The sequence below is a fragment of the Streptococcus equinus genome, from assembly GCF_049393805.1.
Classification (GTDB): domain Bacteria; phylum Bacillota; class Bacilli; order Lactobacillales; family Streptococcaceae; genus Streptococcus; species Streptococcus equinus.
Genome location: NZ_CP185763.1, coordinates 1,385,051 through 1,399,183, shown reverse-complemented (window position 1 = coordinate 1,399,183; position 14,133 = coordinate 1,385,051). Strand labels below are relative to the sequence as shown.

The following is a 14,133-nucleotide window of genomic DNA, read 5'->3' as shown; positions in this document are numbered from 1 at the left end:
GATACTTTTTGTTTTATTTACTTGCAAGTGCTCCCATTGGATCCCATGGTGCAAGAACAATTGGTTCAGCTTCATAAGCTGCACGTTCTTCTGCTGTCAAGAATTCTTTACGTACCACGATTTGGTATGTGAATTCATCCATCCAAGCATCAGAAGCAACAAAGTAACCTTTATTACCAACTTTATCTCCCCATGAATTTTCGACTTTCCATTTAAGAGATTTGCCGTTTTCATCCAAGTCAACACCTGTAAGAACCATAGCGTGTGTCATCAAGCTTTCGCTGTAATCAAGACGTCCAGCTTTGTCTTGTGTGAAATTGATATCCATTGCAGTATCAAAATCATAAACATTTGTTGCCATGATACCTTTTTGACGGTCCGAAATTTGACCAACATCAGAACCAAACCAAACTGTTTCACCAGCTTGCATTTGAGCGATAGCCAATTCTTTGAAACGTTCCATATCAAGGTTGATGTAGCGAACGTCACGGCTACCAACAACGTTACCAAGCATTTCAACTGTGTATGATTTACCAAAAGGTTTGTCAGCTGTTGGTGCATTGATAACTGAAACATATTCTGAAAGTTCTAGACCAACATATTTTTTGAAGAATTCTTGTGGTGTGATATTTTTATCTGAGTGGAAATTGTTATCTTTATCACGGTAAGCAAAATCAAAAGTACGTGGTGGCAAACCTAAATTGATAGCTAAGAAATTGAAGACTTCTTGAAGAAGTTCTTCTTTTTTAGCTTGAACAGCTTTTTCATCTGCACCTGCTGCAATAACTTCACGCAAAATTTGAGCATCTTGACGCAATAGTTTGTTAAGGTATTGATTCAATTCACGGCTATTGCTTGATGAAATTGATTCTGGGTATGCTGCTTTTGGTACAACACCGTATTTTTCAAAAAGTGCAACAACCATATCCCATTGACCACCGTCTTGTTGTGGAACATCAAGTAAGAATTTCACTTTACGGCTACCAAGTTCTTGGTCAGCAGTCGCAATCACTTGTTCTAAGAACCAGTTTGATTTTTCGTATTTATCCCAGAAAAATGTGTGTGCTTGAGAAAGCTCAAAATTTTCCAAGTTAAGGTCTGAAATCATTTTATGACGGAAAGTGTTAAGGGCTGCGAACATCCAGCAACGACCTGATGCTTTTTGGTTAGCAACTTTATCTTTTGTTAAATCAATTGAAAAAGCATGGTCATTTTCCATTTCACTTTGACGAGTTTCAAGTGATTTTAACAAACCATTGTGAGTTACAGCATTTTCAACAGCACGTAATTTGCTATTAGCTTCATAATCAGCAAATAGCTTATCAGTAAATGTTGATGATAATTCTGACATATTTCCTCCTAAATATCCGTAGGCTTCACATTTATGTTATTTTTTCTGACTTAAGCCTACTTAACTAATATCCATTATAGCGCTTATAAAAGAGATTGCAAGAGGTTTTATCAGAATTTTTAATACTTTTTGAAATTTTCAAAAAGTGCGTAAACTCTTTTGACATTTTTCAGTAATATCAGTTAACATCACCTGACACTTGATGACAATAATTTTGGGCTTTAAAAAAAGACCCTAACGGGTCTCTTTTTAAATATTATTTCCAGAAATCATCAAATACAGTAATTGGTAAATGACGTTTGTGTTCTGTTTTATTCCACCAATTTTCAATTTTTGCTTGTGCTTCTGGTGAAACAGTTTTTCCTTCAAGATAATCATCAATATCGTTGTAAGTCACACCAAGTGCCACTTCATCTGCGATACCTGGACGATTTTCTTCCAAGTCAGCTGTAGGAATTTTTTCATAAATAGCTGGGTCAGCACCAAGTTCAGCAAGCAATTGTTTTCCTTGACGTTTGTTCAAGCGGTAAAGTGGAACGACGTCAGCACCACCATCACCAAATTTTGTAAAGAATCCAGTGATGTTTTCTGCAGCGTGGTCAGTACCGATAACAGCACCGCTATTTGCACCTGCTACAGCGTATTGAGTAATCATACGTTGACGAGCTTTGATGTTTCCTTTGTTAAAATCAGAAACAGTAATACCAGCTTTTTCAAGTTCGTGAACTTGTCCGTCAACAGCTTCTTTGATGTTAACAGCAATACTAACGTCTGGTTTGATAAATTGAAGAGCACGTTGTGCATCGTCTTCATCTGCTTGAACACCATATGGCAAGCGTACAGCGATAAATTTGTAGCTATCGTCTCCTGTTTCAGCACGCAATTCTTCTACAGCGATTTGTGCCAAACGACCTGCTAAGCTTGAATCTTGTCCACCTGAAATACCAAGAACATAACTTTTAAGGAAAGAATGTTTTTTCATGTAATCTTTTAAGAAATCAACAGATACACGAATTTCTTCTTTAGGTTCAATACTTGGTTTAACACCCAATTCTGCAATAATTTTTTCTTGTAAAGTCATTACTTAACTTCTCCTTTTTGCTGTGCTTCTTTACGAATGCGGTCGATAAGATCCATTTTGTTTTGCCAAACTTCTTGTGACAAATCAACTGGATAATCTTGTGGGTTAAGAAGACGTTTGTACTCATCCCAAAGTTTGTCGTACTCTTTGCGAGCATAATCTTGAATTTCAGCAAGTGTTGGCAAGTTATAAACCAATTCACCTTTATCAAAGATATCAACAAGAAGAGGAACAGCTTCAAAATCTTTCACTGTTTTATTGATGTAAGTGTATGTTGGGTGGAACATATAAACTTCATCAAGTTCGTTAACATCAGTATCTGTGAAAGTGATGTAGTCACCTTCAGTTTTGTTGCGTTCACGACTAGTAATACGCCAAACTTGTTTTTTACCTGGTGTAGATACTTTTTCAGCGTTATTTGACAATTTGATAGTATCTTGCATGACACCATTTTCGTCTTCGATTGAGACGATTTTGTAAACTGCACCAAGAGCTGGTTGATCGTAAGCTGTGATTAGTTTTGTACCAACACCCCAAACATCGATTTTAGCTTTTTGCATTTTAAGATTTAGGATAGTATTTTCATCCAAATCGTTTGAAGCATAAATTTTAGCATCTGGGTAACCAGCAGCATCCAATTGTTCACGGATTTTTTTAGACAAGTAAGCCATGTCACCTGAGTCAATACGAACACCTAGGAAGTTAATCTTGTCGCCAAGTTCATTGGCAACACGAATGGCTGCAGGTACACCTAAGCGAAGTGTGTCGTAAGTATCAACCAAGAAGACACAGTCTTTATGAGTTCCTGCATAAGCCATAAATGCATCATAGTCGTCACCATAAGCTTGAACAAGAGCGTGGGCGTGTGTTCCTGATACTGGAATGTCAAACATTTTACCTGCGCGAACATTTGAAGTAGCATTAGCACCACCAATAACTGCTGCACGTGTACCCCAAATCGCTGCATCCATTTCTTGGGCACGACGACTACCAAATTCAAGCAACGGTTCATCATCAATAACTGAGCGAATACGAGCTGCCTTCGTAGCAATCAATGTTTGGAAGTTTACGATGTTAAGCAAAGCTGTTTCAACCAATTGACATTGAGCAAGTGGTCCTTCAACTTGAACGATTGGTTCATTAGCAAAAACCAAGTCACCTTCTTGAGCAGAACGAATGCTCAATTCCAATTTGAAATCTTTCAAATAAGCAATAAAATCAGCTGGATAACCTAATTCTTCCAAGTAAGCAATATCTGTTTCAGTAAAACGAAGGTCTTTTAGGTATTCAACCATACGTTGCAAACCAGCAAAGACGGCATAACCATTTTCAAATGGTTCTTTACGGAAATAGACTTCAAATACGGCATTTTTATTATGAATGCCTTTATCAAAATAAACTTGCATCATGTTAATTTGATACAAATCTGTGTGGAGAGTTAAACTATCATCTTGATACATGTGGTATCCCCTTTTTAAAAATATTGACTCAACACTAGTCTTATCATTTAGGCTTAACACCCCTTGCTAGTATCTGTCAAAAGATTAATTATCCCCCATATTATAGCACAAAAAGACAAGGCTTGCTAAAACTTTGTGAGTTTTTGCGCAAAGATTTGAAAAAAGTTACTCTTTTTCAGAAAAATTTCCAAACATAAAAAGTCCTGATATGGTATCAGGACCTTATCTTATTTCATATTTTCAATATATTGGTAAACACCTTGTCCAGCAATGGCACCATCGCCTACAGCTGTTGTAATTTGACGAAGTTCTTTCTTACGAACATCTCCAACGGCAAAGATTCCAGGAATAGATGTTTTCATATGGTCATCAGTAATGACCCAGCCTGCTTCATCAGTGATTCCTAGATTTTCAACCATTTTAGAAACTGGATCAACTCCAACGTAGATGAAAATGCCACCAAATTCATGTTCACTGATTTCACCAGTTTTAACATTTTCAACAGTCACACCAGAAACTTTGATGTCATTTCCTTTGATTTCTTTGACCACTGAATCCCAGATAAATTTGATTTTTTCGTTAGCAAAAGCACGTTCTTGCAAGATTTTTTGTGCGCGCAATTCGTCACGACGGTGAATAATTGTTACTGATTTTGCAAATTGTGTCAAATAACCAGCTTCTTCGACCGCTGAGTCACCACCACCAACAACTAGCAGATCTTGATTGCGGAAGAAAGCACCATCACAGACCGCACAGTATGAAACACCACGGCTTGTAAATTCTTCTTCACCAGCTACACCGAGGGCACGATTCTTAGCTCCAGTAGCCAAAATAATTGTCTTAGCTTCATAAGTAGCATCCTCAGTAATGACACGTTTGATTTTGCCAGCATCCTCAATACTTTTTACGATACCGTAGATATTTTCAACACCAAATTTTTCAAGTGGTGCGTGCATTTTCATTGATAACTCAGGACCAGAAATATGATCATATCCTGGGTAGTTTTCAATTTCTGAAGTGTTATTCATTTGCCCACCAGGAGCACCTTGTTCGATAATACCAACTTTCAAATTGGCACGCGCGGCATAAAGCCCTGCAGTCATTCCAGCAGGACCAGATCCAATAATTAATGTATCGTACATGTATCTTTTACCTCGTCTTATTGATTATTTTTCCATTCTATCAATCTAGTCTCAAAAACGCAATTATTATGCTTTGAACATCAGTAAAATAGCCATAAAAGCAAATGAAAGAACTGGAATTACCATAATAGATATCATCAAAATGTCATACAAAAAAGCTTGGCGTTCTTTAGCTGTTTTATCATATTTACGATTAGCACGCCAAAAATTCCAAATCACACCAGCTAAAACAACACTGATGATTGATAACAGTAATCCCTGAATGTAGAGACCAAAAATTTCTAAAAACATATCTCACCCTGTAATAAGCATTATTTTTTACTCTAAAAAAGCTGAAAAAACTTTCAGCTTATATTATATCAAATCTGTGTGCTTAAATATACGTTTTTGAATAATTCGCAAAGAATTCTTTAGTTCTTGCTTCTTTAGGATGTTTAAAAACTTCCTCTGGACTACCCGCTTCAAGAATTTGTCCTTTATCTAAAAAGAGAACTTTATCAGCAACTTGATAAACAAAATTCATGTCATGGCTGACTAGAATCATCGTTTGACCTGCTTTAGCTGCATCAGCAATTGATTTTTCAACTTCTCCAACCAATTCAGGGTCAAGTGCTGACGTTGGTTCATCAAGCAAGAGAACATCAGGTTTCATAGCAAGTGCACGCGCTAGTGCCACACGCTGCTTTTGACCCCCAGATAAATGTTTTGGGTAATGATTTTCGCGGTCAGACAAACCAACTTTTGCTAATTCTTCTTTAGCAATCTTAGTGGCTTCAGCATCAGAAATCTTCTTAACTACTTTTAACCCTTCTTTGACATTTTCAAGGGCAGTTCGACGCTCAAAGAGATTAAACTGCTGAAAAACCATGGCTAATTTTCGACGAAGTGCCAAAACATCTTCTTTGGAAATAGTCTGAAAATCAACCTTAAAATCATCAATCGAGATGCTACCGTAATCAGCTTTCTCCAAGTAATTCAAGCTGCGCAGAAATGTTGATTTTCCAGCTCCTGAAGCACCGACCAGAGCAAGAACTTCACCTTTTTGAATGTCAACATTTAAGCCATCCAAAACTTTCTGACCTGAAAATGCTTTTGTTAAATTTGTAATTTTAATCATTAGCGAATATCTCCCGTTACAATATCTTGGTTTACCTCTGGTGTATCAATTGACATTTTCTTTTCAATCAAACGTCCAATTTGTTCAATGATAATGCTAATCACCCAATAAACGATTGCTACAGAGATGTAACGCTCAAAATAGCGATAGTCTGAACCACCTAAAATCTGCGCCTGCGCAAACATTTCAACAATCCCTGCGTTAAATGCTAGAGATGTTCCTTTAGTCAAACCAATCAAACTATTGATCAGTGTCGGAGTAGCTATCACTGCTGCATTTGGAATGATGACACGTCGATAAACCTGAAATGAAGTCATACCCAAGCTTTTAGCGGCTTCGATTTCTCCAACGTTCACAGCTTGAATTGCTGCTCGAATAGTCTCACTCGTATAAGCTGCTTCATTAAAAGCAAATGCTGTCACTGCAAATACTGATGCTGGAATGGCATTGATATTCCAATCAAATCCATACTTCAATTTGAGGAATTTCAAGAAAAGCGGAATTCCATAATAAGTCAGCATGAGTTGAACTAAGATTGGAGTCCCACGTAAAAAACTGACAAAGACAGCTTGAATAGGATACAAAATCTTTGTTCGATTGATTTTCACGATAGCAAATAACAAAGCTAGTAATAATCCAAACAAAGCTCCTGCTATAGTCAAGCCAAGTGTTGTTGGCAAGTGTTCAATCAAATCAGGTATAGCATCAAATACCGCTCGCCAACTAAACAGCTGACCTTCGGGAATTTTTTCAACTAACTTATCATACCAAGATAAGCCAGTCGCAAGTGTATTTAAAGACATGTAAGCTCCTTTTTTAATTCAAAAAACTCTATCACTCAATACCTGAAACAAAGTCACCACCAAAATAAGTTTGGCTCAATTCTGTTAAAGTACCATCAGCTTTCAATTCTTTGATACGTTTATTGACAAATTTTTGCAAGTCTTTGCCTTCATCTGTGTTGGCAAATAAGAGGTATTCTAAACCATCATTTTTTCCACCAATTGAATCTTTGACGTTTGTAACTGTCAAATTAAATCCTTGGTCCTCAATAAGGTAATTTGATGAAATGGCATCATAAAGAATAAAATCAATCGTTCCATTTTCAATGTGTTGAATACGAGTTGTCAATCCAGTTGAGCTTGCCGCGTATTTAATGTTGATTGGTTCTTTGTCAGGATTTTCTTTATTCCAATTTTCCAAAACTTGAGCGTAGTTTGAACCAGAAATCACTTCTGTCTTTTTACCAGATAGATCATCTAGGCTATCATAGCTTGTTCCCTCAGCACTTGTAATGGCGTAATTGGAATGTGAAATTGGGTCTGAAAAAAGGTACTTTTTAGCACGCTCTTCATTGTAGTTAAAATCATTTGCTGCAATTTGATAACGATCAGCATCAACCCCAGTCAAAATAGAGTCAAAAGCTGTTGTCACAAATTCTACTTTATATTCTTTTGAGTCTTTAAAAATTGCATTGATAACATCAATGTCATATCCTTTAAAATTATCATTTTCCTTAAATGTAAACGGTGCTGTATCAGAGTCTGTCGCTACTTTCACCACTGCTTTTCCATCAGATTGTGATTGATTTGAGCAAGCAGTCAAGATAAAAGCTACTGAGGCAAAAACTACAGTTGTCAATAATCTCTTCAATTTCATCACATCATCCTCTTTTCTAATAATTACTTCTCAGTCTATCAAACTTCATGTAACTTGCCTAATACATATTTTTTATTGAGCTGATAGGTAAAAACTATCAAAGTGATAAGCAGGATTCTTGACATGAAAAAAAAACTTGAGACAATGTCTCAAGCTTTTGGATTTTTTTAGAAAGTTTGTTTTCTTGCTTTACGTTCAGCACGTCCTTTAGCACGGTTAGCTGCACGGCGTTCACGTTTGCGTTTTTCTTCAACTTTCCATTGAATTTTTTTCTTGTATCCTGGTTTGATTTTTTTCTTTTTCTTCTTAACCAAACCAATCATTTCTGTATCAAGTTTTTGATATGATTTTTCACGATTAGCACGACGATCACGGTCATAGGTATCTTTGAACTCACCATTTTTAAGCATTTTCGGTACAAATTTAATGCCTAATTTTTCAAGTTCACGAATATCTGAATCATCACTTGGTTGGTAAAGTGTGATGGCAATACCGTTTAATCCATTACGACCCGTACGTCCAACACGGTGAACAAAGAATGACAAATCTTGTGGGATAGCATCGTTAATAACATGACTTACCCCTTCAATATCAATCCCACGCGCTGCCAAATCAGTTGCAACGATGTATTCGTAAGACAATTTTTTGATTTGGTTCATTGTACGTTTACGTTCGCGTGGTGGAATGCCACCGTGGATTTTAGCTACTTTCAAACCATTTGAAGCAAGGTAGCTATGCAATTCATCAGCACGCTCTTTAGTGTTAACAAAAATCATAGCAAGGTATGGATTAATAGCCTTAGTGATTTCCAAGATTTGAGCATTTTTATCGCGACCTTTAGTTGATACCAACCAGTTGTCAATTGTATCAGCGATAACTGTCGTTGTCTTGATTTTTTCCATGACTGGATTTGTCAAATATTTTTTCAAGAATGGTTGAAGTTTTTGTGGAATAGTTGCTGAGAAGACCAAAATTTGGACATCTTTTGGCAAAGTACCAGCGATTTTATCAACCGTATCAAGGAATCCCATATCAAGAGTCATATCAGCTTCATCAACGACAAAAGTATGAGCTTTGTAGATTTCAAGGTCGCCTGATTTTACCAAATCGTAGATACGACCAGGTGTACCAATGACGATGTGTGGTTGAGCTGATTTTAGTTTTTCAATTTGACGAAGTTTATCAGTACCACCGACATAATTTGCTACACGAATTTCTGTTTCAGATTTTTCAGCAATTTGTTTTGTTGCTTGATAAATTTGTGTTGCCAATTCACGGCTTGGCGCTGTAATAACAACCTGAACGTTGTTGCTATTCTCATCTAATTTTTCAAAAATAGGAAGCAAGAAAGTGTGTGTTTTCCCTGAACCTGTTTTTGATTCACCAACCAAATCACGACCTGAACGCACAACAGGAATTAATTTTTGTTGTACTTCTGTCGGATTTTTGAATTTAAGCTCTGCGAGTGCCTCACGGATGTAGGGCTTAAAATTAAAATCATTAAAAGACATGTTTTACCTCAATTTCTTATCTCATCAAGTATAACTTGAAAATTCTCTTCATTAACTTATCGTTTCATTCTAGTCTAAATTGACTAGCCGAATTTTTTCATTCTTTCTTATTATATCATTAAAAGGGCAATTAAAGCAAAGCACTATGCGCTTTAAATAAAAAAGAGAGCTGGATTTTTCCAACTCTCATTATTTTAAAAGACATATAAAATCATCAAAGTGATAACACTTACGACAATTCCAACAGTCCACAAGAAAGCATCAACTTTCCATTCAGACCATTTTTCTGATTTTCCTGACAAACCGCCAAGCTCTAAATGGTGGTGGAATGGCGTCATACGGAAAATACGACGACCTTCACCATATTTTTTCTTCGTATATTTAAAGTATGACACTTGAAGCATTACTGAAGCTGTTTCAAAAACGTAAACAAAACCAATAATAAGAAGTGTCCATTCTTGGCGTAGGGCGATTGAGATTGTTGCAAGCATAGCACCTAGTGACAAACTTCCCACGTCACCCATGAAAACTTTGGCTGGCTTGTGGTTAAAAATAAAGAAACCAAACAAAGCACCAATCATAGTAACGATAATCAAAAGAACATCAAATTGTTTTTGGACAATCGCAATCACACCGTAAGCAGCCAAGCTAATTGCTACTGAAATTGAAGCTAATCCATCAATACCATCTGTTAAGTTAACAGCATTTGAAAAACCAACAATCCAAAATAGAACAAAGAGAACATAAAACACACCAAGGTGAATATCGAAACCAAAAACATTCAAATCATCTGTCCCACTTGGACGAACATGAACAAAGTAGAAAATCAAACCAGCAATGATTTGTAGGCTCATTTTTTGCCAAGGTGTCAAACCTTCATTAACTTGTTTAAAGATTTTCAAGAAATCATCAAGAAATCCGATGATTCCATAAATCAAAACAACTAACAGAATTCCTACTGTAGCACTCATTGAAGTCCCTGCTTGTCGTTCAATAAAGAAACTGCAAAACAGGCTAACAAGAAGAGCAACTGTTAAGAAAACCGTTCCTCCCATTGTTGGTGTACCAGCTTTAGCTAAATGCTGTTTGACATCCTCGTGCATTTGTTGTCCACCAATTTTTTTCAATTGATAGATACGAATAAAATGCGGCATAGCAAATACTGTCAAAACAAAGGCGACAATACCTGCAATTAAACTTAAAAACATTTTAGTTTAGTCTCCTAGAGTAATTTTAATTTTTTTAACATGGTCAATATCTTTTTCAGAATCGACACTTTGCTTGATGACTTTACTTCCTGAACCTTTGAAAGTCACTTTAATTCCAGTCCATTTCGCAAATTGTTTAACATTTGCTTTTGTCCAGCCATACATATCAGGCATTGTTTTTAGATTGCCTGTCCAAAGAAGGACTTGTTCGTTTTGAGCAAGATTGCTTCCAACTTTTTTAGACATTTTCTTAATTTTATTACCTGAACCGACAACTACAGGTTGAACAAGATTATTACGAAGCTCTTGAGCTGTATCACCAGGTGCTTTTCCGATATAATCTTTCAATTGATATTTTGTCTCAGTATCAGTACCTGTGACAGCTGTACTTGTCAAAGTATCTTTAATCATCATAGCACGTTCAAGAACTGGATTGACAACATCTTTCCAGAAAGAACGTTTGAAAGTTGTTGTTGGTTGTTGAAGAGTGACATACATGATAAAGTCAGGATCATCTGACGGCACCATGGCAACTACTGAGTTGATGTAGTCGTTATCACCTGTCAAGTATCCGCCACCTTCTTCAGCAGACGCAGCGATTTGGGCAGTACCAGATTTTACGGCAACTGAGTAACCACCAACTTGGATAACTGGTGCTCCTTCAGTGCTATCATACAAAGTACCATATTGTGAATCTGTACCAACCGTTACCATATAATCAAGGGTTTGATCAGCAGCATCTTCTGAGACAGGATTACCAGCAATTTCTGCTGAAGCTTTACGAGCTGTATTGTTATTTGGATCATAGATTTGGCTGATAAATTGCGGCTCAAGCATAACCCCTTTATTAGAAATAGCTGTAAAGGCGCGCAGCATTTGAACCTGTGTCACACCAATACCTTGTCCAAATGAACTCATGGCAATAGTAACTTCGTTGTCTGATGGCAACAAACCGCTACCTTCATTAACCATACCAAAACGTGTTGGGTAACCAAATTTAAACTTAGACAAATAGTTTAACCATTTATCGTTACCCATTTTTTGTTCAAGACTTGTCATGGCAACGTTACTTGACCAAGCAAAACCTTGTGCGTAAGTCAAATACTGCACAGAAGTATTACCTTCATTGACGTTCCAGTCATTGATGGTTGTATCAGCAACTGTAATACCATTAATGGTTGAAATCACTTCATTTGGTGTGAAGACATCATCATCAATAGCTGAAGCAAGAGTCATTACTTTCATTGTTGACCCTGGTTCATAGTAACTTTGGTAAAGAAGAGTATTCCAAGTATTTAGATTATCTTCGTTATACCCATCTAATGTCTGAGCGTTATAAGTCGGACGTTGTGTTGTCGCTAAAATCTCACCAGTCTTAGCATTAACAACTGTCGCGCTAGCATATTTTCCTTGAGCTTCATTTTCAAAAATATCCATCTGTGACTCAAGGTAAGATTGCAATGGTTCGGAAAGTGTTGTATAAACATCTTTTCCGTCAACAGCTCTTTTAACAGTAGTTTCAGTACCAAGAAGCAAATTACCATTTTTGTCTTTTTGGTAAGTCACTTTTCCGTCAGTCCCTGAAAGGACATCATCTAGTGATGCTTCAAGTCCTGAAGTACCTACAAGACTTGATGTTTTACCATCTTTATTTTCTTTTAATTGAGCAAGTCCTAAGAATTGAGAAGCAAAGACACCATTTGGATACATACGTCCTGGTGTTGATTCAAAACCAATTCCCTTGATTCCTGCTTCTTTCATAGCTGATTCGATAGAAGATTTTGTACTATATGAAAGTCCTGAACCAGCAGTCCCGAAAGAAACTTGGAAAAGCCCACTTTGATTTAATTGTTTTAAGACTTCGTCCTTATCAATGCCAATTTGAGCATTTAAAATCTCAGCAACTTTATCGTATTGAGATTTTTTGACATACAATTTTTCGCCTGTTGAAGAAACATATGATTTTGAAATAATCGCATAAACACTATATGTTGTAGAATCTTCAGCAAGAGCGACTCCATTTCGGTCATAAATTGTTCCACGCTTTGCTTGTACAGTCACAGTTTGCTGATAAACATCTGACGCTTCACTTGATAAATTATGACCAAATTTTGTATCTGTCCCAACAATAATGGCAAAATTGATAATAAACACAAAGAAAAGGAAGACTGCCAGAATCATAAGATTCTGACCAACACGCTCGCGATTCTTATCGGGTGTGCGTCTGTCCTTCACTACATAGTCTAAAAAACGATTCATTAATTTTTTCATAGACTACTCCACCTGTTTAATATTATCTTGCTGACTTGTTAAGCCTGCATTCTGTGCGATTTGCTCAACACGGTCACGGCTTGAAAGCTCATTGACCTCTTGTTTAGCATTGTCATAATCTGTCTGCACCTCAGTGATTTGACTATTTAAGTCGGTAATTTGCTGCTGTACTTGAAGATTTCGACTTTGCAGATAAATAATACTAACAGCCATGGTAATAGCCGTTATGATAATTGAGCCATAAAAAGCTTTTTCAACGCGCGAAAATTTTCGAATACGACGTTTTAAAGCATTAGCAATGGCTTCATTACGGTGTTTTTCAGTCATTACTTACGAACCTTTCTAGCCACACGTAACTTGGCAGAATGTGAACGATTGTTGGCTTCTAATTCTTCTTGACTAGGCAAAATTGGTTTGCGATTGACTAAAGCAAGTTTTGGTTGCATGTCATCTGGAATAAATGGCAAACCTTTTGGAACCTCAACTGTTGACGCTTCTTTGAACAATTGTTTTGTCAAACGATCCTCAAGAGAATGGAAGGTAATCACAGAAATGCGACCATCCACTGCTAACAAATCAATAGCTTGTTGGATAGACTCATCAGCTGCCCCAAGCTCGTCATTAACTTCGATTCGAATAGCTTGGAAAATCTGCTTAGCTGGATGACCTTTCTTCTTAAGCTCTTTAGCAGGCTTAGCTGATTTAATAATTTCTGCTAATTCAGTTGTTGTTTCAATCGGTTTAACTTGTCTAGCCTGCTCAATTTTGCGAGCAATTTGCTTAGAAAACTTGTCCTCACCGTATTTGTAAAAAATGCGCACTAAATCATGGTAGTCGTATGTATTTACCACGTCGTAAGCTGTCAAATCTTGCTCACGATTCATACGCATATCGAGCGGCGCGTCTTTCTTATATGAAAATCCACGTTCGCGCTCATCTAACTGCGGACTAGACACCCCAAGGTCATATAAAATACCGTCAATCTCAGTCACTCCATGCATAGCTAAATTTGAAGCAAGATTACGGAAATTGTCCTTGATAAAAGTGACTTGTCCTTTTTCAATATAATCTTTTAATCTAATTTGCGCATTATCAATAGCCGTTTGGTCTTGGTCAAAAGCGTAAAGGTGACCATTCGGCCCAAGCTTAGAAAGGAGATACTCACTATGTCCAGCTCCCCCAAGCGTTGCATCTACATAGATTCCATCTGGCTTAATATCAAGCATATCAACGGTCTCATGTAGAAGTACTGTTATATGATGAAAGTCTTTTGTCATACCTTTCATTATAACATAAATAGAAAGATTCTACCTTAAAAGATGGGAATAAAAAG

General features: G+C 36.8%; 13 protein-coding genes. All 13 read right to left on the bottom strand.

Going from position 1 to position 14,133, the window contains the following annotated elements; genetic code table 11:
* Positions 1 to 13: 13 nt before the first annotated feature.
* A complete protein-coding gene (gene pepC / locus ACN0NP_RS06950; protein WP_423217017.1) occupies positions 14 to 1,351 on the bottom strand; it encodes an aminopeptidase C in 1,338 nt (445 codons plus the stop codon).
* 256 nt (positions 1,352 to 1,607) lie between these two features.
* Positions 1,608 to 2,432, bottom strand: a complete 825-nt coding sequence (gene nadE, locus ACN0NP_RS06945) for an ammonia-dependent NAD(+) synthetase (protein WP_423217016.1) — start codon at positions 2,430 to 2,432, stop codon at positions 1,608 to 1,610.
* Positions 2,432 to 3,892: a nicotinate phosphoribosyltransferase gene (locus ACN0NP_RS06940; protein WP_024344638.1), complete on the bottom strand. Its 1,461-nt coding sequence runs from the start codon at positions 3,890 to 3,892 to the stop codon at positions 2,432 to 2,434. The genes nadE and ACN0NP_RS06940 overlap by 1 nt, the downstream gene beginning before the upstream one ends.
* Positions 3,893 to 4,119: 227 nt before the next feature.
* Entirely contained in the window at positions 4,120 to 5,034 is a 915-nt protein-coding gene (trxB, locus tag ACN0NP_RS06935; RefSeq protein ID WP_074480857.1) for a thioredoxin-disulfide reductase, read from the bottom strand.
* 66 nt (positions 5,035 to 5,100) lie between these two features.
* A complete protein-coding gene (locus ACN0NP_RS06930; protein WP_003067372.1) occupies positions 5,101 to 5,325 on the bottom strand; it encodes a DUF4059 family protein in 225 nt (74 codons plus the stop codon).
* Positions 5,326 to 5,407: 82 nt separating this feature from the next.
* Complete coding sequence (locus tag ACN0NP_RS06925) at positions 5,408 to 6,151, bottom strand: amino acid ABC transporter ATP-binding protein (RefSeq protein WP_021141767.1); 744 nt, start codon at positions 6,149 to 6,151, stop codon at positions 5,408 to 5,410.
* Positions 6,151 to 6,954 carry an amino acid ABC transporter permease gene (locus tag ACN0NP_RS06920; protein ID WP_074480853.1) on the bottom strand — a complete coding sequence of 268 codons (804 nt, stop codon included), beginning with the start codon at positions 6,952 to 6,954 and terminating at the stop codon, positions 6,151 to 6,153. The genes ACN0NP_RS06925 and ACN0NP_RS06920 overlap by 1 nt, the downstream gene beginning before the upstream one ends.
* Before the next feature lie 31 nt (positions 6,955 to 6,985).
* Positions 6,986 to 7,810 carry a transporter substrate-binding domain-containing protein gene (locus ACN0NP_RS06915; protein ID WP_423217015.1) on the bottom strand — a complete coding sequence of 275 codons (825 nt, stop codon included), beginning with the start codon at positions 7,808 to 7,810 and terminating at the stop codon, positions 6,986 to 6,988.
* 167 nt (positions 7,811 to 7,977) lie between these two features.
* Complete coding sequence (locus ACN0NP_RS06910) at positions 7,978 to 9,321, bottom strand: DEAD/DEAH box helicase (protein WP_423217014.1); 1,344 nt, start codon at positions 9,319 to 9,321, stop codon at positions 7,978 to 7,980.
* A gap of 194 nt (positions 9,322 to 9,515) precedes the next feature.
* Entirely contained in the window at positions 9,516 to 10,529 is a 1,014-nt protein-coding gene (mraY, locus tag ACN0NP_RS06905) for a phospho-N-acetylmuramoyl-pentapeptide-transferase (protein ID WP_074451055.1), read from the bottom strand.
* Between the two features lie 6 nt (positions 10,530 to 10,535).
* Positions 10,536 to 12,800: a penicillin-binding protein PBP2X gene (gene pbp2X, locus ACN0NP_RS06900; protein WP_287968859.1), complete on the bottom strand. Its 2,265-nt coding sequence runs from the start codon at positions 12,798 to 12,800 to the stop codon at positions 10,536 to 10,538.
* Positions 12,801 to 12,803: 3 nt separating this feature from the next.
* Positions 12,804 to 13,127, bottom strand: a complete 324-nt coding sequence (gene ftsL / locus ACN0NP_RS06895; RefSeq protein ID WP_021141760.1) for a cell division protein FtsL — start codon at positions 13,125 to 13,127, stop codon at positions 12,804 to 12,806.
* On the bottom strand, positions 13,127 to 14,077 hold the full coding sequence (rsmH, locus tag ACN0NP_RS06890; protein ID WP_024344632.1) for a 16S rRNA (cytosine(1402)-N(4))-methyltransferase RsmH: 951 nt from the start codon (positions 14,075 to 14,077) through the stop codon (positions 13,127 to 13,129). Before rsmH ends, ftsL begins: the two co-directional genes overlap by 1 nt.
* Positions 14,078 to 14,133 lie beyond the last annotated feature (56 nt).

What these genes read in the sequence shown, in the direction of transcription:
- ftsL (WP_021141760.1), bottom strand. Translation starts at nt 13,127, where the DNA reads ATGACTGAAAAACACCGTAATGAAGCCATTGCTAATGCTTTAAAACGT.
- rsmH (WP_024344632.1), bottom strand. Translation starts at nt 14,077, where the DNA reads ATGACAAAAGACTTTCATCATATAACAGTACTTCTACATGAGACCGTT.
- ACN0NP_RS06930 (WP_003067372.1), bottom strand. Translation starts at nt 5,325, where the DNA reads ATGTTTTTAGAAATTTTTGGTCTCTACATTCAGGGATTACTGTTATCA.
- nadE (WP_423217016.1), bottom strand. Translation starts at nt 2,432, where the DNA reads ATGACTTTACAAGAAAAAATTATTGCAGAATTGGGTGTTAAACCAAGT.
- trxB (WP_074480857.1), bottom strand. Translation starts at nt 5,034, where the DNA reads ATGTACGATACATTAATTATTGGATCTGGTCCTGCTGGAATGACTGCA.
- pbp2X (WP_287968859.1), bottom strand. Translation starts at nt 12,800, where the DNA reads ATGAAAAAATTAATGAATCGTTTTTTAGACTATGTAGTGAAGGACAGA.
- ACN0NP_RS06940 (WP_024344638.1), bottom strand. Translation starts at nt 3,892, where the DNA reads ATGTATCAAGATGATAGTTTAACTCTCCACACAGATTTGTATCAAATT.
- ACN0NP_RS06920 (WP_074480853.1), bottom strand. Translation starts at nt 6,954, where the DNA reads ATGTCTTTAAATACACTTGCGACTGGCTTATCTTGGTATGATAAGTTA.
- mraY (WP_074451055.1), bottom strand. Translation starts at nt 10,529, where the DNA reads ATGTTTTTAAGTTTAATTGCAGGTATTGTCGCCTTTGTTTTGACAGTA.
- ACN0NP_RS06915 (WP_423217015.1), bottom strand. Translation starts at nt 7,810, where the DNA reads ATGAAATTGAAGAGATTATTGACAACTGTAGTTTTTGCCTCAGTAGCT.
- ACN0NP_RS06910 (WP_423217014.1), bottom strand. Translation starts at nt 9,321, where the DNA reads ATGTCTTTTAATGATTTTAATTTTAAGCCCTACATCCGTGAGGCACTC.
- pepC (WP_423217017.1), bottom strand. Translation starts at nt 1,351, where the DNA reads ATGTCAGAATTATCATCAACATTTACTGATAAGCTATTTGCTGATTAT.
- ACN0NP_RS06925 (WP_021141767.1), bottom strand. Translation starts at nt 6,151, where the DNA reads ATGATTAAAATTACAAATTTAACAAAAGCATTTTCAGGTCAGAAAGTT.